The sequence below is a fragment of the Brevundimonas intermedia genome, from assembly GCF_027922165.1.
GTDB classification, from domain to species: domain Bacteria; phylum Pseudomonadota; class Alphaproteobacteria; order Caulobacterales; family Caulobacteraceae; genus Brevundimonas; species Brevundimonas intermedia.
Genome location: NZ_BSFD01000001.1, coordinates 171,016 through 192,159 on the forward strand (window position 1 = coordinate 171,016; position 21,144 = coordinate 192,159).

The window sequence follows — 21,144 nt, forward strand, 5'->3', positions numbered from 1 at the left end:
GTGGATCAGGCCGCCTCTGACTCTTCCGCCCGCTCCAGCTGGGAAACAGGCGTTCGTAGAAGATCCTGCTTCAATCGCCTGGCTACAGCCTCGGCAAGCAACGGCGGCACGGCGTTGCCGATCTGTCGGAACGCCGCGTTCATCGCTCCGGCGAACTGGAAGCTGTCAGGGAAGGACTGAAGCCGCGCGGCTTCACGGACCGACACCGTCCGCTTCTGCGTGCTGTCCCAATGGATGTGAGAATAGGTGTCCTTGCCCATATGAGCCGTCAACGTCCTGGACGGCATGGCCGGATTCAGCTTCCACCACTTGTTGGGAAACTTGGTCGGATCGTAAGGCGGAACATGCTTCGCGCGCAGCTGCTCCCAGTCAGGCGATCCCTCGACAGGTTGGACGGCGAGGGCTCCCAGCTGTTCGCTGAAGATCGTCTTCGCGACCGCCGTCGCGTGCGGATAGTCGCCGCCATGCTTCATGCGGCGGAAGATCTCGAAATCTCGCGGGGTGATCCTGACCATGTGGCCATCGCTGTCGGCGTGCGAAATCTGGCGGCCGGGCCACGCCCGCATCTTCCTCGCATAAGGCGAAAGGCCGGTGAAGCTTGTGTAGGGCAGACGATCGGTCAGCTTGCGCCGCCGCATCTCGGTCGGGGCCGAGAAATGCTCCGTAATGCGAGGAAGATCGCTCAGCGCCGCCTTGACCGAGACCGCGTTCGGCAGGCCCGGCCGGGCGCGCGGAATGGTCTCGAATCGTGACCCTTCCACCGGAACGTGCTTCAGCGCGACATTGCGCGCGCTGTCGTACCCGGAGGGAAGCTTCGCGGCATGGCTAGGCTCCGGAAATCCCGGAGCGAAGCCGAGGGAGCTGTCGATCGCAACGAGGAACAGGCGTTCCCGCATCTGCGGAACGCCGTAGTATGCGGCGTTCAGCAGTGTGTACCGCGCGCTGTATCCCAGCGTCTCAAGCGTCTGACATATCTCTTCCGGCACATTGTGGCCGCCGTGATTGAGAATGTCCGGCACGTTCTCGATCAGGATCGCGACGGGCTGAACCGCTTCGACGTACTGAAGAAAGCGTTGATAGAGCTTGGCTCGGGGATCATTCACGTAAGCGTCGTCATCGCCGGTCACGGATCGAAGCTTGGACCGGCCGATCCGGGCGAAGGCCTGACACGGCAGGCCGGCGGCAAGGACGTCGAAGTGGCCGACGACGTCGCCCTTCAGGCCGATCTCCGACGCCAGCGTCGCCGGATCGGAGGTCACCATGTTGCGGGCCTTGCTCCAGGCGGCCCTTCTGTCGGCTACCGGAGGCGCAAAGTTTAGCGCGTAGCTCGCCGCAGCGGTATCGTCGAACTCGACGTGACCCAGCAGATCGAAGCCGGCGGCCTGCATTCCCAGGGACATTCCTCCGCACCCGGAGCACAGCTCCAGCGCACGCGGGGCCTTGCCGCTGCGCAGGCGGTCCAGCTTCTTTTGCCGGGCTGCTGTGTTGATCGTCATGGTCCGTCAGATCATCCGAGATGTGCCGAAAGGCGTGATGCGACAAGGTCCGAATCTTTAACCTCGCACTCCCAGATTACCAAGGTTTTCCAGCCCTGATCAGTGAGATCGACCAGAACCCGTCGGTCGCGGGCCACGTTTACGGCGAACTTCCTGTTCCAGAACTCGACATTCGACTTGGGCTGATACGCCAACCGACAGCCCTGATGGCGATGCCAATAGCACCCGTGCACGAAGACCACCTTGCAGCGTCGAGGGAAGACCAGATCAGGACTGCCGGGGAGGTCCTTGCGGTGCAGACGAAATCTGTAGCCCAGACGATGCGCGATGCGTCGCACGGCCAACTCAGGCTTGGTATCCTTGCCTCGAATGCGCCCCATCAACTTGGAACGTTCGTGTTTGTCGACGATGTCCATAGTGCTGATGTGCGGAGTGACACGAGGTTCGCCAAGAGCGAACACGTATCGGTCACACCACGCATGCCCTTCTGGTCAGTGCCATATCAGAGGTTCCAGTCGACCGCCTTCAACTGGGCTTCGATACCGTTGGCGAACGTCGCCTCGACCCGCCGGGCGTGGACGATCTTGCCCTCGATATGCCGGCGCAGGCTCAGAACCGAGCGGAATTTCAAGGCCCTGGCATGCTGGCTCGGCGGCACGCCCTTGTCGGCGAGCATATAGGCGTGGAGCCTGAGCTTGTTGCGATACTCGCGGGTAAGCCGCGGCTGGACGCCGTCCACTATCAGCCCGAGGACGATCTTGCGGGCTCCAGGGGGGACGATCCGGGTCTTGGTCACATGAGGCTTCAGACCCTGCCGGTCGAGCTCGTACATAACCTTGCCGATCACCTCTGTGGCCTGATCACGGTCAAACGCCTTGCTCGCCGTCGACAGGGCGATGTCGTCCGCATAGCGGGTGTAGGTTAGGCCGTAGGTATCCGCGATGGTGGTGATCCTCTCGTCCAGGTCACGCACCGCAAGATTGGCCAGCATAGGGCTTGTCGGCGCGCCCTGCGGCAGGGAGCCCATCGGAAGGGCCGGCCGGGGATTGCCCCACTGCTGGACCTCGACCGATCGGTCGCTGGCGCGGTAGCCTCGGTTCCTGAAATAGGGATCGGGCTTCGGGTTCTCCTTCAGCCGTTCGTAAAAAGACGGCCCCCGACCGACCAGGTCGGAGGTCATGCCGGCACCGCCGTCGTTGGCTTGGTCAGGCCGGACACGCGTGCAGAGCCGGGTCAGCTCGAAGGCGAGCAGGCGCGGATAGCCAAGACCTCTGAAGACCCGATAGACGGCGGGCTCATAGATGGACTCGAAGAAGTTCTGAACATCGAGCTTAATGAGCCACCGGCATTGGCAATGTAAACGTGCGACCGCCACGATGTCGGCTTCGCGATGGAAGGCGACACTGGCCGGATGGCGCGGCGCCGTATGAAGGATACGCTGCAGGATCCATCGCTGCTGAGCCATTAGGCCCGGTGAAGGCACGGCGATCCGGCGCAGTTTGCGGGGAGCCGGCTTGGCCGTCCGACGGCCGTCCGTTTTTTTGGACAGGAAGAACTGGCGATAGGGCTCCGGGCCCCAACGGCCTGCCCAGTCGCGCAGCTTGAAATATGAGATCCCCCCTAACGCCGCGAGGTGTCCGAGGGTGAAGACCACCGCCCGCTCGGGGGCGTTGATAGTGATCCTGTGCGCGACCTTGAGCGCAGTCTGCAGGCCCGGCTCTGGCTTCTTCAGCGCCCTGCCGACCTTCAGATAGTGTTGCGAGGAAAAGGACATCGACTTTGACCCAATGGGGTGCGCCTGGGGGGACGTCGCCCGCCCGGCTCTCGGGCTAAGGCGAGGTTCTCCCAGCCGTGAGGCTAGGCGGTGGCTCGGCCGGAGGGTGTCGGCAATCCTAACCCCCGAACTCGGCCCGAAGGCTTGGTTCTCACTCTTGCGAGCGCCGAGCGTCTCTCGATGTCCTAACCCCGCAACGAGGACGGGAAGTACACGGAAACCCGGTCGTCTGGAATAGAGGATGTGTCACGCTTGACCCGGCCCACGGCTTTGAGTTCGTCCAGTCCTGCTGCGGTGATGACGTTGGCCTGGGTCGTCCAGCCAGCTCTGGCGAAAGCGTCCAGCAGCAGATCTACCCGCGGCAGGTCGATCCCCGTTCGACTGGCTAGCCGTTCCCGAAAGCGCAGCCCATGAGCAATCGCAGCAAGGAGAAGGATGGCCTCCCGGGCTTCGACGTCGAAGCGGGCGAACAGGGCGGGGTCGGCCAGATGAGGCCGGTTGACTCCGGTTAACCGGTCAGCGAACTCCGCAGCGGTCGCCCTTTCCATGGGGACGTCCACCTCTACGCCGGACCGGGCGGGAAAAAGCGGCGTCCAGCGCCGTCCCTTCGCCCAGAACATACGCGGTGTGGTGTTTGGACAGCCGTGCCCGAAAGCCAGCAGGGTGCCTGCATTGTCGTAGCCGTACGGTCCCGGATCTTCCTGTATGGGGCGCGGATCGTATTTGCGGCAAAGCGTCTTGATGGTCTCGGAGTCGTCGGCTTGGTCGTAGATCGTGGGGGCGACCTTCAGCGTGAGAACGTTCGGCTTCAACCGATGCTTCCTGACCCGCGCCAAGCCCTTCTCGGTGGCCGCGTAGCTGATCACAAGCACTTCGATCGGTATCTTCCTGTGCGCCCACCAGCTGCGGAAACTCTCGGTTCGCCACAGCGCGTCCAACGTGGTGACGATGCGGTTTCCAGATCCGATGATATCGGTGACGATCGCCAACCGATGTGTCGGTCCGCGCGTCTTCATCGGTCGAAGGCGATCCGGGCCAGGCGTTAAGAGAGCGTCGACGTCAGGCCGCCGGCACAATTCGCTCAGAAGCTGGGCGACGATGCCTTCGCTGCCGATGTAGATCGAGCCGCGTGGCGGCTTGATGAGGGCCGGCCCGACAGATCCTGTTGCGCGCCGGACATTGCCAGGAGCGAGCTTGTTGAAAAAGCGGCTGTATCTGGGGAATTCCCGTTCCCCGTAGAGGGCGAGCCTGCCTTTCGCCGCTTCCCGGATGATCTCGCCTGCGATCCAACGGCGAAACTCACTGGTCGAGACGAAGACGGTGTTGTCCAGGAGCCGGGTGGCCAGAGCCGTGTCCTCGTTATCGAACAGGCGAAGCCAAGCCTGACCCTGTTGTGTTTCCGAAAGTCGCATGGCTGCATCAGGCTCGCGATCGCGACGTCGGTCAACCGCCCGTCGCTGCAAGGTCACTGAGCCGTCCTCTAATGAACAGCGTGACCTCTCCTCATGGCGTTATGAAGATCATCCCCGCTGAACTCGATCTCGTATTTAATCCCTCGGGTGCCATCGGCCCCAAACTGGATCACTAGTCCGACGCGGACGTCCTCGTAATACTCATTGAAGATGCGAAACTTGCCATCGCGCATCTGCGCGCTCACTTAAAGGTGCGCGCCCAGGCACTCATTTTTTGCCGAGTGAGAGGATCGTTCCCATAAAATCACTTATCAAAGAAGTCGGATGCTGAACATTGCAGCCCGACGGCCAGCGCAAACACCGCCTTGATCCCGACGTTGCGTTCTCCGCGCTCAATCCCGCCGATGTAATTTCGGTGCAGGCCTGCTCGGTCGGCAAGCTCCTCCTGGCTTAGCCCCAGCGCAGTGCGACGGCGCCGCACGGCTTGGCCAAAACTCAAAAGATCAGGATCAACTTCCACCTGATGGACTTGCGGTGGACGCAGATCCTTCTCTACACACTATCAGTGTGATTTTGAGGATGACCCGAATGACCGGCTTTGCCGACATCTCCGAGATGAGCCCTCAGCTTCAGCTGATGATCGGGACTGGATCGCACCTCGATCCTGCCGAACTCGATCCGCTGATCATGCTCGCGTCGCTTACGGTCATTCAGAACGCAGCCCGTGCCGGCCTGGATGACGACGCCCTAACGACGCTTTCGCTGCTGCTGATGGTCTGGGCTCGTCAGCTGAGGGACAATCCCGACAATGGAGGGTTGGTGAAGACGACCGCCGAGGATTTGGCTGATCTCTCAGGCTGGCCTGTCGAGCGAGTGCTCACGTCCTTGCAGGCGCTGGCGCCGCATATCCTGATCGATGACCTCGCCCTGTTCGCCGAGGGGGATCTTGAGATTGGCTTGGCGCCCCTGCTGCATCAGGACGGCGCCGACTGCGGCGATCTGCTGATCCGGTATTGGACGGCTCACTATGTGATGAGAATGGGCCCCAAGCTCGAGGCTGCCGAGGAGACCGTCGCGGGTGGATTGACGCGAGCGAAGGACCTTGCCGGCGCCGGGGAGCGCGTGGCGAGGCTCCAAGTCCGTTGGGATGCCTATCGCGCCAAGCGAGAAGGTGTTGCTCACTACACGGTGTACGGCGCCGGCGCGGACCTAGCCGCCTTTGTGGATGATGTCTCGACCCTTGAGGCCTTGCACGACGCAGTGGTTGGACTGATCGACCCAGCCAGCCATGGGCCTAGGACCTTCGCTCAGGAATGCGGCCTCCTTCCTTGCACCAAGCTTCAGGCTCTCGCGATCAGTGCGGCTGAGCTGAAGCTGAACCCCGTCGAGGCGAAGGGTGTTCGGCACTGAAAGGCTGGGCATTCGGACGCGTGCACTTGTCGCCGTGTCGCACCGCAGCTTTGGTCACACGAGATGCTGCCTTATACGAGAACCACAGGGTTCGCTGGGAGGCGCCTTATGATGGATGTTCTGATATTCATGGCCGGTGGGGTCACCGCATTGATCATAGGCTGGTTAGTGAAGCCCATTATCGGAGGGCTCATCGAAGGTATGAACGGTGGGACCAGGCGGAATAAAGACACTTCGGATTAGCGGCGGGCTCCGCGTGTCGGTCGATATCGCGCCCGCGCGTTCTTTCGGCACGGCGGATGTGCACGCCTCGCGGCGGTAGCCCTGCGCTTCCTGAACCAGCGCAGCCGGATCGACGCGTGAGACTTAGGTCAAGACGGCGTGCTTGGCTCATCATAATCGCTCGCGCGATCTTTTCGATCACACAGCGCTCGCACCATTTTGGAGATCACCGTCTTGATGGCGAGGATCGCGACAATGGTGAACGAGAACACCAAAAGCATCTGTACAAAGTTCATCTGCAAGGCTTGCAGCTGGGCGTCGCTCACCGTCGTTCTCCTAGCTGGTTGGACAGCCAAATGTTGCGTCTCGAGCGCCATCCTAAACACAGCCTAGAGGGTATTGGACCCGTGTCAGGAGATAACGGACTCTGACATAGAAAATACCTGACCCCCAGTGGGGACCATTAGGAATATCATCCTGTGGAGGATGATGCACACACTACGCACACCTGCGGCCTACCTAAACATATGTTTTAAAAGGGAAAAACTCGGGCGCAGCCGACACCAAAGCGGCGCCAACACCGTCGCGTTTCCGTCATATTCCTAATACCTCAGTAAAGTCATGCACTTGGCCAGCGCCAACTTGGCGCCAACTTCGCTGCAGATCACTGCGTTAGAAGCGCGTAAAAAACGACGGCAGGTGGCCCAGCTCTGGCTTTGGCGCGACCTCTTTCGAGGCCGTTTCCGTCATCGGGGACGTCGGGTCCGCAGGCATACCCTCCCCCTCATGCTCCGAACGTTCCGGGACGGTTTGATTGGGCGCATCGTCCGTGTCGGTTTGGACGACCTCTGTCCTCGGCGAAGGGCACGGCGGCTCCGCAGCCGGCTCCAAAGGTCCAGTTGCTTCGACCAAGACCTCCGGCGGCAATGGAGCGGAACCCTGGCCCTTACCCTGGCGCCGCAGGACCTTTGATCGCGCCCCTACGACTGCGACCGACCCGAGACGCAACAAGCCGTTTACGGCGCCCGCAACACCCGCTTCGAATTGGTCGAGCGCGCGGTCGATGCGGACACGAAACTGCGGATCCGTCTCTGACCTTTGCCGCCCCAAATAGGCGAGCAACCCCAGCCAGATCAGGACCGACAGCCAAGCGCCCTGGACGAAGCAGAGACTGGCCCAGTCGAGGTGAGGCGCGATCCAATAGGCGGATCGCAGCTCCTCCGCAGTGAGCTCGACCACCCCTCCGTAGGGATGGCGAAGCGGAACGGTATGGATCGGCGCAGTGCTCAGGAGCGACTGAAGATCGGCCTCAAATGCGCGGAGGCTATAGCCGATCGCCGTCGCCCCCGTACGCCACGCCACGACGACCCAGACCACCACCAACCCTCCGCGCAGCCACCGTGTGGCCTGGCGCTTCGCGACGACGTAGGACCGCATGGTCAGCGACCGTTCAGGGAATTCAGGTGGTCTTCGCGCTTCAGGTGGTGTGCGACAAAGGCATTGTAGAGGCCCCAGAGACGTTCATCGCCATCGGGATAAAACCTTCTGAAAGGTGACGGCGGTTGTAGGCCAAACATTTCCGCTGCGCCCTTAGTGATGTCCTCCTTGATTTCCGTGAGCGGACGCGTCGGGGCCAATTCCGGCTCAAAGATCTTCGCAGCGATCAGCAGCGACAGGCTCGTGTTCACGAAGCCGAAATAGGCGGCGCTCTTGGTGAAGTAGTTCTCCTCCGTAGCGCGATATTCCCGGATGATGAGCTCGGCGAGCTCGCTGATCGTGCAGTGTGACTTCGCGGAATAGCGGCGAAGGAAGTCTGCACTCTCCTCCGACAGACGGAGGTTCAGGCGGTGCTTATGCAGCTTTCTAGACGGCTTGGGGTGTGATGGCATGGCCAGCTTTCTGGGTGAGGGGTGAATTCGCACAGAATAGGGGCCACGCCCAAAAAGCGAAACAGTAAGTTCGAATTCTATCTTGACCATGCCATGAGCCGCCCATACGGTTCCGCCATGAGCACATACTTCTCCCCATCTCATGTCTGGGAAACCTCCTTCACGGCATCAGAAGCTTGCCGGGTGACCGACATCAATCCGCCCGTGCAGCGCAACTGGCGGCGTCGCGGGCTTCTGCCAAAAGTCGAGGGCTGGGCCAGACTTTCCCCTCAGGACCTGCTTCACGTGTCGCTCAGAGAAGCGATGGGACAGTTAGGCATCCCTCACCTGGATCCCCTGATTTATTTGGATGACGCCGTGGTGGCCGCACAGGCTTGGGCGGTGACACACCCAGGCTCCTTAGGCTACCTGGACGGCCTGGAGCCTGAGCTTCATCCTCGCAGTTCCTTTTTCGACCCCCCAAGGTTCAGATACGCTTGGGCGAGAACGCCTTGGCGCGAAGGATTAAAGCTTGAGCTCGCTACCGATCTCTCAAGCCTGAATGAAGTGTTGGCGGAATACGACGAGGAGCCAGCCGCTGGCATTGCACTGATAGACCTCAAAGCCATCGGCCTAGGTTTGGCTGAGAGGGCCGGCGAACCGCTCTGGTACGTCAGCGCCGGACCTGGAATGCGGAACAAGGTCGACGCTCAGAATGCTGCGGCGAATGGCGACAAAGCCGCCCAGCAGGCTCTCGAAGCCATTGGGGTAGAATGGGACGCTAGCAAGCTATGAGCAGGCGCATTCCAACGCGCCCCACCATTCTGGAACCCCGCGGCCTGAACCGCGAGCAAGCCAGCCTCTACGTCGGCATCAGCGTTTCCAAATTCGATCAGCTCGTCCACGACGGCCGAATGCCGGCGCCCAAACGGATCGATGCTCGGAAGGTCTGGGATCGTCATGCTCTGGACAGCGCATTCTGGGCTCTTCCAGAGGATGGGCCTGACCGCAACGACAACCCCTGGGACGCACCGGCGTGAAGAAAAAGCCGAGTCACGTCAGCCACTATCGCGACGTGCGCGGCAAGCCCCGATGGCGATTTCGGCGCGTTGGCTTTCCCGAGTCACAAACGACTGAGCCGTTCGGATCGGAAGCGTGGTGGACGTGGTACGCCGCCGCATCCCTGGCTCAACCCAAGCCGGTTGCGGCAAGCCGAAGCACGCCCGGCTCCATCCATGCGCTGGGCGTCGCCTATTACGCGTCGGCCGATTACAACGGGCTCAGGCCGACCACCCAGCGCACCTACAAGGGCATCTTCGACCGCTATCGCGACAAGTACGGCGCCAAACCGGTCGCACTCCTCGAGCCTAGGCATATTCGCGGGCAGATGGACGCCATGGCGGCGACCCCAGCCGCAGCGAACAACATGCTGAAGGTGCTTCGGGCCGTGATGCGCTTTGCGGTGGATCGAGGAATTGTTCGTACCGACCCCACGAGCGGCGTCCGAATGCTTCGATACAGGAGCGAGGGCTTCCACACCTGGACGGAGCCTGAGGTCGCTGCTTTCGAAACTAAGTGGCCCATCGGCAGCAAGGAGCGGCTTGGGTTCGACCTGCTGCTCTACACGGCTCAACGCTCAGGTGACGTGCGTCAGATGACCGTCCACCAGGTTCGCGACGGTCGTGTCCTGGTGCACCAGGAAAAGACGGGACAGTTGGTCGATATACCGCTGCACCCACGGCTTCAAACCTCGCTGGCGGCGCACAAGATCGAGCACCTGGCGCTGTTGACGACCAAATACGGCAAGCCCTTCACAGAGAAGGGGTTCGGAAACTGGGTGAGCAAGGCGGCGGAACGCGCCGGCCTTCCGTCGCACTGCTCAGCCCACGGCCTGCGTAAAGCGGCGGCCCGCCGATTGGCGGAAGCCGGGTGCTCAGCCCATGAAATCATGGCCATCACCGGCCACCAAAGCCTGAAGGAGGTCGAGCGCTACACGCGCGAGGCCGGCCGACGCAATCTCGCCGATTCCGCCATGAAGCGGATCGGCTGAGCCAACGAAACAAGAACAGCTTTGTCTAACAACCCGCACAAGGGTTAGACATATTGGGAGCTATAGGATTGATTTTACTTCAAAAAATTAAGTGGGTGGCGGACAGAGAGGGATTCGAACCCTCGGTAGGCTTTCACCTACACACGCTTTCCAAGCGTGCGCGATCGACCACTCCGCCACCTGTCCGTTTCACGCCACGTCTTGCGCGCCGCCGGAGGTCGATCCGGCGGGAGGCGGGCCTGATAGAACACGTTCGCCCCCTCGGCAAGCGCCTCTGACATCCCCATATAGGCGCCGAAGTTATTTTTCGTCCCAGGAGCCCCCGATGTTGTTCAAGAAAAGCGCCGAACTGCCCACCGCAGAGACCGCCCTGCCCGGCCGCGCCGAGCCTCTGGCCACCGACGTCAACCACTATGTCAGCGGCAATCCGCTGAAGGGCCCTTATCCCGAGGGGTTCCAGACCGCGATCTTCGGCATGGGCTGTTTCTGGGGCGTGGAGCGGATCTTCTGGTCGCTGCCGGGCGTCTGGGTGACCTCGGCCGGCTATTCGGGCGGGATCACGCCCAATCCGACCTATGAGGAGACCTGCACCGGACGCACCGGCCATACCGAGGTGGTCAAGGTGGTGTTCGATCCCAAGGTCATCACCTACGCCGAACTGCTGAAGGCCTTCTGGGAGAACCATGACCCGACCCAGGGCATGCGCCAGGGCAATGACGTGGGCACCACCTATCGCTCGGCGATCTACACCCTGAACGACGAACAACAGCGCGAGGCGGAAGCGTCGCGCGACGCCTATCAGGCAGCCCTGACCACGGCGGGCCGTGGGACGATCACCACCGAGATCGAACCCGCCGGCGAGTATTTCTACGCCGAGGCCTATCACCAGGGGTATCTGGCCAAGAACCCCGCCGGTTATTGCGGCATCGGCGGCACCGGCGTGGTCTGCCCCATAGGGATCGGCGTCGACGCCTGATCACCCCGCATCGGGCGAAATGTCCTGCGGCCGCCGGCTAGGCGTCGGCGGCCGACAGGCGTAGGGAACGGCGAAAAGGTCCAGGGAGCCGCTCATGTCCGCCTTCGTCCACCCCGATGAGATTCGCAGCCGTTTCTCGGCCGCCCTGTCCGCCATGTACCGGGCGGAGGTGCCCCAGTACGGCGAGCTGCTGACTCTGGTGGCCAAGGTCAACGCCCAGGCGCTGAAGGCCGATCCGGATAGGGCGGACCGTCTGGCGGCCGCCGGCGAACTGGCGCGGCTGTCGGAAGAACGTCACGGCGCCATCCGCGTCGGCACGGCGGACGAACTGGCCACCATCGCCCGCGCCTTCGCCGTCATGGGCATGGCGCCGGTCAGCTATTACAACCTCGCCTCGGCGGGGGTTCCGGTCCACTCGACGGCCTTCCGCCCGGTCGATCCGGCGGCCCTGGCGCGCAATCCCTTCCGGGTCTTCTGCTCCCTGCTGCGGCTGGAGCTGATCGAGGACGAGGCCCTGCGTCAGGAGGCCGCCGCCGCCCTGGCCCGGCGCGACATCTTCACCCCCGGCGCCCGGGCGCTGATCGAGACGGGCGAGACAGCCGGCGGACTGGACGAGGACCAGGCCGACCGGTTCGTGTCCGAACTGCTGGAGACCTTCCGCTGGCACGCCGAGGCGACGGTCAGCGCCGCCGTCTATGAACGACTGGTGGCCGCCCACCGGCTGATCGCGGACGTGGTCAGTTTCAAGGGGCCGCACATCAACCACCTGACGCCGCGCACCCTGGATATCGACGCCGCCCAGGCGGCCATGCCCGAACGCGGCATCACGCCCAAGGAGACGATCGAGGGCCCGCCCGCCCGCGCCTGCCCCATCCTGCTGCGCCAGACCAGTTTCAAGGCCCTGCAGGAGGCCATCGCCTTCCCCGGCGCGGACGGCGCCGTCCAGGGCGTGCACACCGCCCGGTTCGGCGAGATCGAGCAGCGGGGTTGCGCCCTGACCTCCGCCGGTCGCGCCCTGTATGACGCGGCCCTGGCGAGCCAGGACTTCTCGGCCCTGCCCGACGACTGGACGGCGTTGCGACGGGGCGGCCTGGCCTGGTTCCGCTATCGCGCGACGCCGGAAGGCCTGGGCGGACGCGCAGAAACGGCCGACCTGGAGGCCCTGATCGCCCTGGGGCATGTCGTCGCGGAGCCGATCACCTATGAGGACTTCCTCCCCGTCAGCGCGGCCGGCATCTTCCAGTCCAACCTGGGCGCCGAAGTGCGCGAGGCCTATGCCGTAGACCCGGCCAAGGCCGATTTCGAACAGGCTCTGGGCCGTTCGGTGCTGGACGAAATGGCGCTGTATCAGGCGGAGCAGGAGGCCTCGATCAGGATGACGCTGAAGGCCTTGGGGCTGGCAGAGACCCTGGCCTGACTGCGGCCTCGACGATCAGCCGTATTGCCTGAACCGATCCGCCGGATCATAGACGCGGCCGTGCCCCCCTCCGCCCCCTCGTCCACGCGCCGTTATGATCTGGACTGGATCCGGGTCGGAGCCTTTGGCCTGCTGATCCTGTATCATGTCGGCCTGGTGTACGGGGTCTATGGCTGGCACGTGCACAGCGTCCACACCTTCGAGTGGATGCGCGAAGCCATACTGATCACCAATCCCTGGCGGCTGACCCTGCTGTTCCTGGTGTCCGGGGCGGCCTTACGGTTCATGACCTTCCGGCGCAGTCCGCGCGAGGTCGCGCGCGCCCGGTTCGAACGGTTGGTCCCGCCCCTGCTGTTCGGCGCGGTGATCCTGGTGCCGATCCAGTCGTGGATCGAGGCGATGGACAAGGCCGGCTGGCCCGGCGGGCTCGCCGGCTTCGCCGCCTGGATGGTTCATGAGTTCAGCTTCAGCGGTCTGGCCGACGGCGTTCCGGTCAACCACCTGTGGTTCATCGTCTATATCGCGGCCTACAGTATCGTCACCGTCCTGCTGTGGCGCCGGCCGGGCCTGATCGACCGGATCAGCGCGACCCTGGAAAAGCTATTGGCGGGGCCGCGCGTGCTGATCCTGCCGATTCTCTATCTGATCGCCATCCGCATCCTGCTGTTTCCGTGGTTCGGGGTGACGAACATCCTGCACTGGGACTGGTACAATCACGCTCTGTCGCTGGGGGCCTTCGTCTTCGGCTTCTGCATCGTGGGTCGCGAGACGATCTGGCGCGACATGGAGCGGTATCGCTGGGTCGCCCTGGGCCTGGCCGCCGTGGCCCTGCCCGTCATGATGGCCCAGGTCTGGCATCCGGGCGGGCGGGCCTTGTGGGGCGTGCCCAAGGCCATGGTCTACGGCCTGGACCAGTGGGCGGTGATCGTCGCCATCCTGGGCTTCGGCAGCCGGCATCTGCGGTCGCGCGGGGGGCCGGTGCTGACCTATCTGACCGAGGCCACCTTCCCCCTATATTTAGCGCACCAGACGATCCTGGTCGCGGCGGTCTGGATCATTCGGCCAGCCCGTCTGCCGGTGGGGCTGGAGGCCCTGTCGCTGTTGCTGATCACCTTCCTGGGCAGTTTCGCCGTCTATGAGTCGGTCAAACGCATTCCCGCCATCCGCCCGCTGTGGGGACTGAAGCCGCTGGACGGCCGGCCCTGGCCGCTCGACCTCCAGGCCCTGCGACGCCCGCCCGCCCGCTATCACCGCCGCCGTCGCCTGTTGGCCATCGGCGTAGCGGCGCCGCTGCTGGCCGTGACTGTGGTGGCCGCGGCCATAGCCGCCTATCCCGGTTTCGACAACGCCACCCAGTATCTGAGCGAACTGGGCGGGGCGACGGCCCAGGCGCCGATCATCTTCAACGGCGGAGTCTTCGTCGCCGGGGTGATGGCGGCCCTGGCCGGCGTCGGCTTCGGCCTGGCGGTCTACGCCCTGACGGAAAAGCGGGTCGCCGGAGCCGTAATCGCCGTGGTCTTCGTCCTAGCCGGCGCCGGCATGTCCGCCTCGACCCTCTATCCATGGCCGGACCCGCGCCACATGATCATCAACCTGGCCCTGGGCATCCAGCTGGCGCCGGTCCTGCTCCTCTGGGGTCTGGCGTCACGCCGGGATCTGCCGCGGCTGAAGCTCTTCCTGGCCGTCACCTTCGTGGTCATGGCGATCCTGACCGTTGTAACAAAACACCTGGTCTTCCCAGGCACGGTCAATGACGCCAATGTCGGCTGGTGGGAGCGCGCCTACGCCATTGTTCTGGTCTGCTGGGTGGGGATTGCAGCCTGGGTTCTGGACCGTAAACTGTTGCAGGACGCAGCGGATTCGCCTTCTGCGGGGCCTGTGGCCGACCCCGCGACCCGACCAGGGTAAAAATCCCCCATATTTTTTGGCTATATCAACATTGCGTGATTGAAAATCGCGCGAATGTGATCGACTATAGGGCTCGTGCTGCAATGCAGCGCGCCGCCCCCTTCCTGCCTTCGGAAGCCGGGTCGGTCAACACGGGGGCGTCCAGAGCGGCATGAACAAGCTGGCGATCCGGCCTGTCGAACAGGCTGAATTCGAGACGATGAACCCGGCTCCGCAAGGGCCGGCCTGGTCCTGGCTGCCCGACGAAGCGCCGCTGGCCATGCCGATTCAGTCGCTGGCCGCGCCCGACGCTGTCGCGGAGACGATCCCCGCCACCTCCCCGCGCACGGTCGCCCTGCGCCGCCTGATGCTGCTGGCCGGCACCGTCGTCCTGACCAGCCTGTCCGCCATCACCCCCTTCTACCTGTACGCCCGCAAGGGCTGGGACGGCACCGAGATCCTGGCCTTCGGCATCTTCATGCTGCTGATCACCGCCATCTCCTGCTGGTTCGTCAGCGGCCTGATGGGTCTGTTCGTCATGCTGCGCGGCAAGGACCAGGCCGACCTGGCCTTCGCCCCTCATCCGGCCCTGCCGCGCACCCGCACGGCCCTGCTGATGCCGTTGTACAACGAGGACGCCCGCGCCTCCTTCGCCCGTCTGGCGATGATCGACCAGTCGCTCACCCGCCTGGGCGCCGCTGCGGCCTTCGACATCTTCGTGCTGAGCGACTCGACCAAGGAAGACGCTGCCGCCTCCGAACGCTCGGTCTTCCAGGCCTTCCGCCTGACCGCCGGCTGCAAATCCTTCTATCGCCGCCGTTCGGACAATGCCGAGCGCAAGGCCGGCAACTTGGCCGAATGGGTCCGTCGTTTCGGCGGCGCCTATGAAAACATGATCGTCCTGGACGCCGACAGCACCATGGCTGGCGAGACCCTGCTGCGCATGGTCGACGCCATGGAGCGCAATCCAGGCGTCGGCCTGATCCAGACCGCCCCGGTCATCATCAAGGCCCGCACCATCTTCGCCCGCGTGTCGCAGTATTCGGTGCGCCTGTACGGCCGCGTCGCCGCGGCGGGCCTGGCCTACTGGACCGGTTCGGAATCCAGCTACTGGGGCCATAACGCCATCATCCGCACGCGCGCCTTCGCCGCCTGCTGCGGCCTGCCCCACCTGCCGGGCAGGAAACCCTTCGGCGGCCATATCATGAGCCACGACGTGGTCGAGGCCGCCCTGATGCGCCGCGCCGGCTGGGCCGTCCACGTCAGCGCCGCCCTGGACGGATCCTGGGAAGAGACGCCGCCCTCGATCACCGACTTCATCCGCCGCGACCACCGCTGGTTCCAGGGCAATCTGCAGCACCTGGGCCTGATCGGCGCCAAGGGCCTGTCGCCGATGAGCCGCCTGCAGCTGGCGATGGGCTGCATGGCCTATCTGTCCTCGCCCCTGTGGCTGGCGTCGCTGATGGTCGGCCTGTTCATCCAGATGTTCTATCCGGTCGACTGGACCAGCTTCTTCTACATCCTGAACCCCCAGTTCACCCCCTTCATGCTGGCCTCCTTCCTGTCGGGCGTGCTGCTGATCGGGCCCAAGTTCATGGGCGCGGCCCTGGTCCTCAGCCGTCCGGCCGAGTTGCGCGCCTTCGGCGGGCGTCGCGCCATCGCCAAGGGCATGGCCGCCGAGATCGCCCTGTCGGCCATCCTGGCCCCCATCCTGATGGTCGCCAACACCAAGGCCTTCATCCAGATTCTGTCCGGCCACGACACCGGCTGGTCGACCCAGCAGCGCGAGGCCGACGGCCTGGCCTGGTCCGACGCCTTCCGCGCCATGCGCTGGCAGATGATCGCCGGCGTCGGCTTCCTCGCGCCCCTGTGCGTTCGCCCCGACCTGGCGACCTGGTTCGCACCGATCGTCCTGCCCCTGCTGCTGGCCGCGCCGATCACCGTCTGGACCTCGCGCGTCCGCTCCGGCGACAAGCTGGCCGCCAAGGGCTTCCTGGTCACCCCGGCCCAGGACGGCGTCAGCGTCAATCCGGCCGTCCTGCACACGCCCCGCTCGCCGCTGCGCGCCGTCGCCGGCGGCGTCCTGGCCCCAGTTGCAGCCCCGGCCATGGTCCCGGCCCGCGCGCCTGAGCTGTAAAAACGGCACAAACCGATGCGCGGCGGCCACAGCGTGGCCATAACCGCTACGGTCAAGCTCGACGAACCGCGTAACCGAGACCACCTTCGATCCTCAGCCATCGCTGTGGACCGATTCCATGACCAAGAAGACCAGCACCGATTCCAAACCCGATCTGCGCCTCGTCGGCGCCGAGGCCGCCGTCTACGACCTGATGCGCGCGCCGGAGACCACGGCTGAGCGGGTTCAGCGCCTGCAACAGGAAGCTCACGCCCTGGCCCTGGAAGAGATCGAACTGCTCGAAAGACTGTTGATCCAGGCCGCAGAAAAGGCCCGCGCCATCGCTGACGGCGGTGAGGCCTATCCCGTCGGCGCCCGCGAAATCGCCTCGCGTCTGGCCGTCGATCTGCCCAGCCGCGCGGAAACCATCCGGACGATCATCAACCGCGTCGGCTGATCGACGGAACGGCTTGCTCCCTGATCCGCTCCCTGAGGCCCCCAGCCATCAGGAGTCCTCTCATGGACGACCGTTTCGACGCCGGCGCAAAAGACACCGCCGATCATGAACGCGCCATCCAGCGCGACATCGACGCCAAAGACGCCCAGTCGGGCGACTCATCATCATCCAGCGCGGTTCAGGCCGGCGCCCGGCCCTATCCCGAACCGCCCTTCCCTAAACAGCACCAGACCAAGCCCGGCGACGAGGCCGCCCTTGACCCCGCCCCGATGTACGACGCCCCCTTCTGGAAGGGCTCGGGCAAGCTCGAGGGCTTTGCAGCCCTGATCACCGGCGCGGATTCCGGCATCGGCCGTTCGGTCGCCGTCCTGTTCGCTCGCGAAGGCTGCGACGTCGTCATCTGCCACCTGGACGAAGACGCCGACGCCGAAACGACCAAGGCCGCCGTCGAGGCCGAGGGTCGCCGCGCCGTGGTGCTGAAGGGCGACGTCGCCGATCCGGCCTTCGCCGAGGCGGCGGTCAAGGCCACGCTGGACGCCTTCGGCCGCCTCGACGTCCTGGTTCCCAACGCCGCCTTCCAGGAACACGTCAACGTCTTCGAGGACCTGACCTACGAGCATTTCGACCGCACGCTGAAGACCAACCTCTACGGCTATTTCAACATGACCAAGGCGGCGGTCCCGCACATGAAATCCGGCGGAGCTATTGTCATGACCGGCTCGGTCACAGGACTTCAGGGCAACAAGGACCTGCTGGACTATTCCCTGACCAAGGGCGGCATCCACGCCTACGCCCGCTCCCTAGGCACGCACCTGGCGCCGCGCGGCATCCGCGTGAACGTGGTCGCCCCCGGCCCGGTCTGGACCCCGCTGAACCCCGCCGACAAGGACGCCGAGGCCACGTCGCAGTTCGGCGCCCAGACGGTGATGAAACGCCCGGCCCAGCCCGAGGAAATCGCCCCCGCCTACGTCTTCCTGGCCTCGCCCCAGATGTCGAGCTTCATCACCGGCGAGATCCTGCCGATCCTAGGCGGATATTCGGGGGGATAAGAGGTCTTGGGGAGGACAATTCCCCTGCTTCGTCATTCTAGGGCTTGTCCCTAGACTCCCTACGCCCGGTCTCTGACGTTAGAGACCGGGCGTAGGGATCCTCGCCACGAGGGCGAGATGACGGTTTCAGGAAAGCCGGCTATGCGCCGCCTTACGCCAGCACGTCGTCGTAATCCGGATGCCGCTTGTGCCACGTGACCGCATAGCTGCAGCGGGGAAACAGCCTCAGCCCCTTCTCTCGCGCATATTCGGCCATCGACTGCATGAACCGGCTGGCGGCGCCCGAGCCGCGCAATCCCTGCTCCGCTTCGACGTGCAGGATCATTCGGGCCCCGCCGCGCACAGCGTAGTCGGCCCAGACCCGACCATGGCCCGCCTCGCTGTCGAACTCCTGCTCGAAGCGGTTCTCTTTCGTCGCGTCCGTGAACGGTCCCATACTCAACTCCCTTTTCGCTTCAACAGCTTGGGAGGCGAGATGTTCCATCGTCGGGGTGCGTCAGATCGGCTTGTTCTGCAGCAGGTTGATCAGGCCCAGCACGCTCTTCACCGTGAACCAGACGCTGAGCAGGAACCAGATCAGGGCGAACAGCAGCAGGAAAGGAATCCCGATCAGGATCACCGACAGCAGGGCGCTGACGAAGATGCCGACCCAGGCGGCGATGGTCCACCAGAAGACCGACCAGAACAGGGCGATCTGGGCCTCGATATGCTGGCGCGCCACGCCGACCGCCGTCCCCCGCGCCACATAGGAGACGACAAGGCCCACCAGCACCAGAATATTTGCGCTGGGGATCGAGAGGATGAACAGAGCCCAGGCCACCAGGGCGGCGACCTTGCCTTCCGGCTCCTGACCCGGGGTGAAGTTCGGTTCGGTCGTCATGGTCGCCCTTTCAGAACAGCCAGCTGCGAGGATTGTCGATCGGCCGCCCAGCCTTCAGCCGCAGGACGCCGAAGGCGCCGCGCGCCAACACCCACAGGGCCAGCAGAAACAGAACGAAGACGCCGATATTGACGATCACCAGCAGGCCGCCCAGCACCGCCGCCACGGCCGCGCTCCACAGGGTGCGCTGCTGATAGACGAAGTGGCTGCCGGCCAGCGGCTCGTCAGGTCCGTCACGCCCCGTCACCGCCAGAAGGGCCAGCACGGCCGACAGCCCCAGGGTCGGGACGGCCAACAGGATCAGGACATAGACGGCGTACAGGCTCATCGGCGCGGGCCGTGCAGCGGGAGCGGCGAAGGCGCGGGGCGCCGCCGTTGGGGTGAAGGCGGGGGTCACGGGCGCAGGTTCCGGCGGATCGAACAGATCGCGCTCGCGCTCCGACGCGCGCGCGGCCCCGGTTTCAGGCTTGGCTTCAGCCTCCGGCTCAGATTGGACTTCAGGCTCAGCTTCTCGCTCTGGCGCGCGCGGCACGCCGACCAGACAGGCGGGCGAGACGAAACCGACATGGGCGTCGTGATCGTGATCGTGATCCTGATCGCCGTCGTGGGCGTCGGGGCCCTTCGGATCGCCGGGTTCGGCCATGATATCGAACGCTTTTCTCACGCCGTCGAAACGGCCGGTCTATGAACCGACAATGGCCGCGCGAACGGCCCGACGCAACCTATCGCGCCAGCACGATCTCGCAGCCCGGCGCGATCACGGCCTGAAGGGCGCCCGGCTTCTCGATCCGCACGGTCGCCCGTTGCACCCGTCGGTCCTCAAGACAGGCCCGCGCCAGACGTTCGGCGAAGGTCTCGACCAGGCCCACATGCCCCTCGGCGGCGATGGCGCGCGCCGCATTGGCCACCGTCTCGTAGTTGATCGTGTCGCCCAGACGTTCGATGGGCTTGGGCGCCAGTTCCAGGGTCACGTCGATGACCAGCCGCTGCAACCGCCCCTGTTCGTGGTCATAGACCCCGATCCCGGCCTCGACCTCCAACCCCCGCACGAAGACGCTCAGCCGCTCGTAGCGCAGCGGCTCGTCCGCCGGGAACGGCGACACCTGAGACGACTGGACCACGCGACTACTCCTGGATGTCCGGGGTGCGCCAGGCCAGATGCTGGCCCCCGTCGACGGCGATCATCTGGCCCGTGACCATCCGCGCGTCAATGAGCCACAGCACCGCCTCGGCCACCGCCTGGGGGCTGCCGGGCGTCTGCAAGAGGGTGCCGCGCGCTTCGGCGGCGAATTCCTCGGGAGTCTGGTGGATCGACGGCAGGGTCGGCCCCGGCCCCACCCCATTGACCCTTATGCCGGGCGCCAGGGCCTGGGCCAGGGTCCGGGTCGCCCACCACAGGCCGTTGCGCGACAGGCTGTAGGAAAAGAAGCGCGGATCCGGCTTCAGCACCTTCTGGTCCAGCAGATTGACGATCGCTCCCTCGACGGTCTGGGCCGCAAAGGCCTCGGCCAGCACGAGGGGAGCCCGCAGATTGGTCTCAATATGCCGGTCCCAGCTTTCGCGCGTCAGCCCGCCGATCCGGTCGTCCTCGAACACCGAGGCGTTATTGACCAGCACCGTCACCGGCCCGAGGGCCTCGGCCGCCGCCGGCACCAGAGCGCGCACCTTGATCTCGTCCGTCAGATCGGCCTGCAACAGGCACGACCGCCGCCCAAGGGCCGCGATCTCGTCCGCCAGGGTCCGGGCGTCCTCGCCCGACGCGTGGTGGTGCACGGCCACGTCATAGCCGGCCTTGGCCAGGGTCAGGCAAATGGCCCGCCCGATCCGCCGCGCCCCGCCCGTGACCAGGGCGACGCCCCGTACGGCGCTGGGGGCCTGATCAGTCAACCCGGCCGAACTCGACCAGGTTCATGAGGGCGATGACGGCGACGAAGCCGAAGATGATGCCGAGCGCCAGCATGTTATGCTCCTGTTGGCCTTCAGGATTAGAGCGAGTGGCGGCAGGGTTCAAGCGGCCGCGGCGCTTCCAGCCTGCGTCTCACGCGCGAAACATCCGCCTCCGGACCGAAACACCGCCGATACCCGATCACCCCACGACGCCCGCAATGCTCGGCTTCACTGGCGCCTCGC

24 protein-coding genes and 1 tRNA gene are annotated in these 21,144 nt (G+C 64.6%); 10 read left to right on the top strand and 15 right to left on the bottom strand.

Annotated features, from left to right (window positions below):
• Positions 1–5 precede the first annotated feature (5 nt).
• The 5 genes from PKE72_RS00790 to PKE72_RS00810 all read right to left on the bottom strand — a co-directional run bounded on the left by PKE72_RS00790 (position 6) and on the right by PKE72_RS00810 (position 5,202).
• Positions 6–1,496, bottom strand: coding sequence for a DNA cytosine methyltransferase (locus tag PKE72_RS00790; protein WP_271163572.1), 1,491 nt, complete (start codon positions 1,494–1,496; stop codon positions 6–8).
• 11 nt (positions 1,497–1,507) lie between these two features.
• On the bottom strand, positions 1,508–1,912 hold the full coding sequence (locus PKE72_RS00795; protein ID WP_271163573.1) for a very short patch repair endonuclease: 405 nt from the start codon (positions 1,910–1,912) through the stop codon (positions 1,508–1,510).
• A gap of 86 nt (positions 1,913–1,998) precedes the next feature.
• Entirely contained in the window at positions 1,999–3,270 is a 1,272-nt protein-coding gene (locus tag PKE72_RS00800) for a reverse transcriptase family protein (protein ID WP_271163574.1), read from the bottom strand.
• Between the two features lie 185 nt (positions 3,271–3,455).
• Positions 3,456–4,682, bottom strand: coding sequence for a phosphoribosyltransferase-like protein (locus tag PKE72_RS00805; protein ID WP_271163575.1), 1,227 nt, complete (start codon positions 4,680–4,682; stop codon positions 3,456–3,458).
• Between the two features lie 304 nt (positions 4,683–4,986).
• Complete coding sequence (locus PKE72_RS00810; RefSeq protein WP_271163576.1) at positions 4,987–5,202, bottom strand: helix-turn-helix domain-containing protein; 216 nt, start codon at positions 5,200–5,202, stop codon at positions 4,987–4,989.
• Between the two features lie 68 nt (positions 5,203–5,270).
• Here PKE72_RS00810 and PKE72_RS00815 point away from each other — a divergent pair, with 68 nt between their 5' ends.
• Positions 5,271–6,092, top strand: a complete 822-nt coding sequence (locus tag PKE72_RS00815; RefSeq protein ID WP_271163577.1) for a hypothetical protein — start codon at positions 5,271–5,273, stop codon at positions 6,090–6,092.
• A gap of 371 nt (positions 6,093–6,463) precedes the next feature.
• On the opposite strand, the gene PKE72_RS00820 is transcribed toward PKE72_RS00815, so the two are convergent.
• From PKE72_RS00820 to PKE72_RS00830, 3 genes are all read right to left on the bottom strand, one after another.
• A complete protein-coding gene (locus PKE72_RS00820; protein WP_271163578.1) occupies positions 6,464–6,640 on the bottom strand; it encodes a hypothetical protein in 177 nt (58 codons plus the stop codon).
• A gap of 346 nt (positions 6,641–6,986) precedes the next feature.
• Entirely contained in the window at positions 6,987–7,751 is a 765-nt protein-coding gene (locus PKE72_RS00825) for a hypothetical protein (protein ID WP_271163579.1), read from the bottom strand.
• A gap of 2 nt (positions 7,752–7,753) precedes the next feature.
• Complete coding sequence (locus PKE72_RS00830) at positions 7,754–8,293, bottom strand: hypothetical protein (protein ID WP_271163580.1); 540 nt, start codon at positions 8,291–8,293, stop codon at positions 7,754–7,756.
• A 93-nt stretch (positions 8,294–8,386) separates the two neighbouring features.
• Here PKE72_RS00830 and PKE72_RS00835 point away from each other — a divergent pair, with 93 nt between their 5' ends.
• From PKE72_RS00835 to PKE72_RS00845, 3 genes are read left to right on the top strand one after another with little or no spacing between them, the layout of a single operon-like run.
• The gene (locus PKE72_RS00835) at positions 8,387–8,977 is read left to right on the top strand and encodes a hypothetical protein (protein WP_271163581.1); all 591 of its coding nucleotides are present in this window, start codon (positions 8,387–8,389) and stop codon (positions 8,975–8,977) included.
• Positions 8,974–9,222 carry a helix-turn-helix transcriptional regulator gene (locus PKE72_RS00840; RefSeq protein WP_271163582.1) on the top strand — a complete coding sequence of 83 codons (249 nt, stop codon included), beginning with the start codon at positions 8,974–8,976 and terminating at the stop codon, positions 9,220–9,222. The genes PKE72_RS00835 and PKE72_RS00840 overlap by 4 nt, the downstream gene beginning before the upstream one ends.
• Positions 9,219–10,232, top strand: a complete 1,014-nt coding sequence (locus PKE72_RS00845) for a tyrosine-type recombinase/integrase (protein WP_271163583.1) — start codon at positions 9,219–9,221, stop codon at positions 10,230–10,232. The genes PKE72_RS00840 and PKE72_RS00845 overlap by 4 nt, the downstream gene beginning before the upstream one ends.
• A gap of 96 nt (positions 10,233–10,328) precedes the next feature.
• On the opposite strand, the gene PKE72_RS00850 is transcribed toward PKE72_RS00845, so the two are convergent.
• Positions 10,329–10,418: transfer RNA gene (locus tag PKE72_RS00850), tRNA-Ser, on the bottom strand.
• 139 nt (positions 10,419–10,557) lie between these two features.
• Between PKE72_RS00850 and msrA the strand changes: the two genes are divergently transcribed.
• From msrA to PKE72_RS00880, 6 genes are all read left to right on the top strand, one after another.
• Positions 10,558–11,208 (top strand): peptide-methionine (S)-S-oxide reductase MsrA, encoded by a 651-nt coding sequence (msrA, locus tag PKE72_RS00855; protein ID WP_271163584.1) that lies wholly within the window; start codon positions 10,558–10,560, stop codon positions 11,206–11,208.
• 94 nt (positions 11,209–11,302) lie between these two features.
• Positions 11,303–12,625, top strand: a complete 1,323-nt coding sequence (locus tag PKE72_RS00860; protein WP_271163585.1) for a VOC family protein — start codon at positions 11,303–11,305, stop codon at positions 12,623–12,625.
• 60 nt (positions 12,626–12,685) lie between these two features.
• Positions 12,686–14,533 (top strand): acyltransferase family protein, encoded by a 1,848-nt coding sequence (locus PKE72_RS00865; protein WP_271163586.1) that lies wholly within the window; start codon positions 12,686–12,688, stop codon positions 14,531–14,533.
• A gap of 151 nt (positions 14,534–14,684) precedes the next feature.
• On the top strand, positions 14,685–16,649 hold the full coding sequence (gene mdoH, locus PKE72_RS00870; RefSeq protein ID WP_271163587.1) for a glucans biosynthesis glucosyltransferase MdoH: 1,965 nt from the start codon (positions 14,685–14,687) through the stop codon (positions 16,647–16,649).
• Between the two features lie 118 nt (positions 16,650–16,767).
• Positions 16,768–17,085: a hypothetical protein gene (locus PKE72_RS00875; protein WP_271163588.1), complete on the top strand. Its 318-nt coding sequence runs from the start codon at positions 16,768–16,770 to the stop codon at positions 17,083–17,085.
• A 62-nt stretch (positions 17,086–17,147) separates the two neighbouring features.
• A complete protein-coding gene (locus PKE72_RS00880) occupies positions 17,148–18,134 on the top strand; it encodes an SDR family oxidoreductase (RefSeq protein ID WP_271163589.1) in 987 nt (328 codons plus the stop codon).
• Between the two features lie 151 nt (positions 18,135–18,285).
• Here PKE72_RS00880 and PKE72_RS00885 read toward each other — a convergent pair whose 3' ends face one another.
• The 6 genes from PKE72_RS00885 to PKE72_RS00910 form a co-directional block, all read right to left on the bottom strand.
• Entirely contained in the window at positions 18,286–18,570 is a 285-nt protein-coding gene (locus PKE72_RS00885; protein ID WP_271163590.1) for a GNAT family N-acetyltransferase, read from the bottom strand.
• Between the two features lie 60 nt (positions 18,571–18,630).
• Positions 18,631–19,014: a hypothetical protein gene (locus tag PKE72_RS00890; RefSeq protein WP_271163591.1), complete on the bottom strand. Its 384-nt coding sequence runs from the start codon at positions 19,012–19,014 to the stop codon at positions 18,631–18,633.
• Positions 19,015–19,024: 10 nt separating this feature from the next.
• Positions 19,025–19,657, bottom strand: a complete 633-nt coding sequence (locus PKE72_RS00895; protein WP_271163592.1) for a hypothetical protein — start codon at positions 19,655–19,657, stop codon at positions 19,025–19,027.
• A 79-nt stretch (positions 19,658–19,736) separates the two neighbouring features.
• Complete coding sequence (gene folB, locus PKE72_RS00900) at positions 19,737–20,135, bottom strand: dihydroneopterin aldolase (RefSeq protein WP_373878058.1); 399 nt, start codon at positions 20,133–20,135, stop codon at positions 19,737–19,739.
• A 4-nt stretch (positions 20,136–20,139) separates the two neighbouring features.
• A complete protein-coding gene (locus PKE72_RS00905) occupies positions 20,140–20,901 on the bottom strand; it encodes an SDR family oxidoreductase (RefSeq protein ID WP_271163593.1) in 762 nt (253 codons plus the stop codon).
• On the bottom strand, positions 20,894–21,025 hold the full coding sequence (locus tag PKE72_RS00910) for a hypothetical protein (RefSeq protein ID WP_271163594.1): 132 nt from the start codon (positions 21,023–21,025) through the stop codon (positions 20,894–20,896). Before PKE72_RS00910 ends, PKE72_RS00905 begins: the two co-directional genes overlap by 8 nt.
• Positions 21,026–21,144 lie beyond the last annotated feature (119 nt).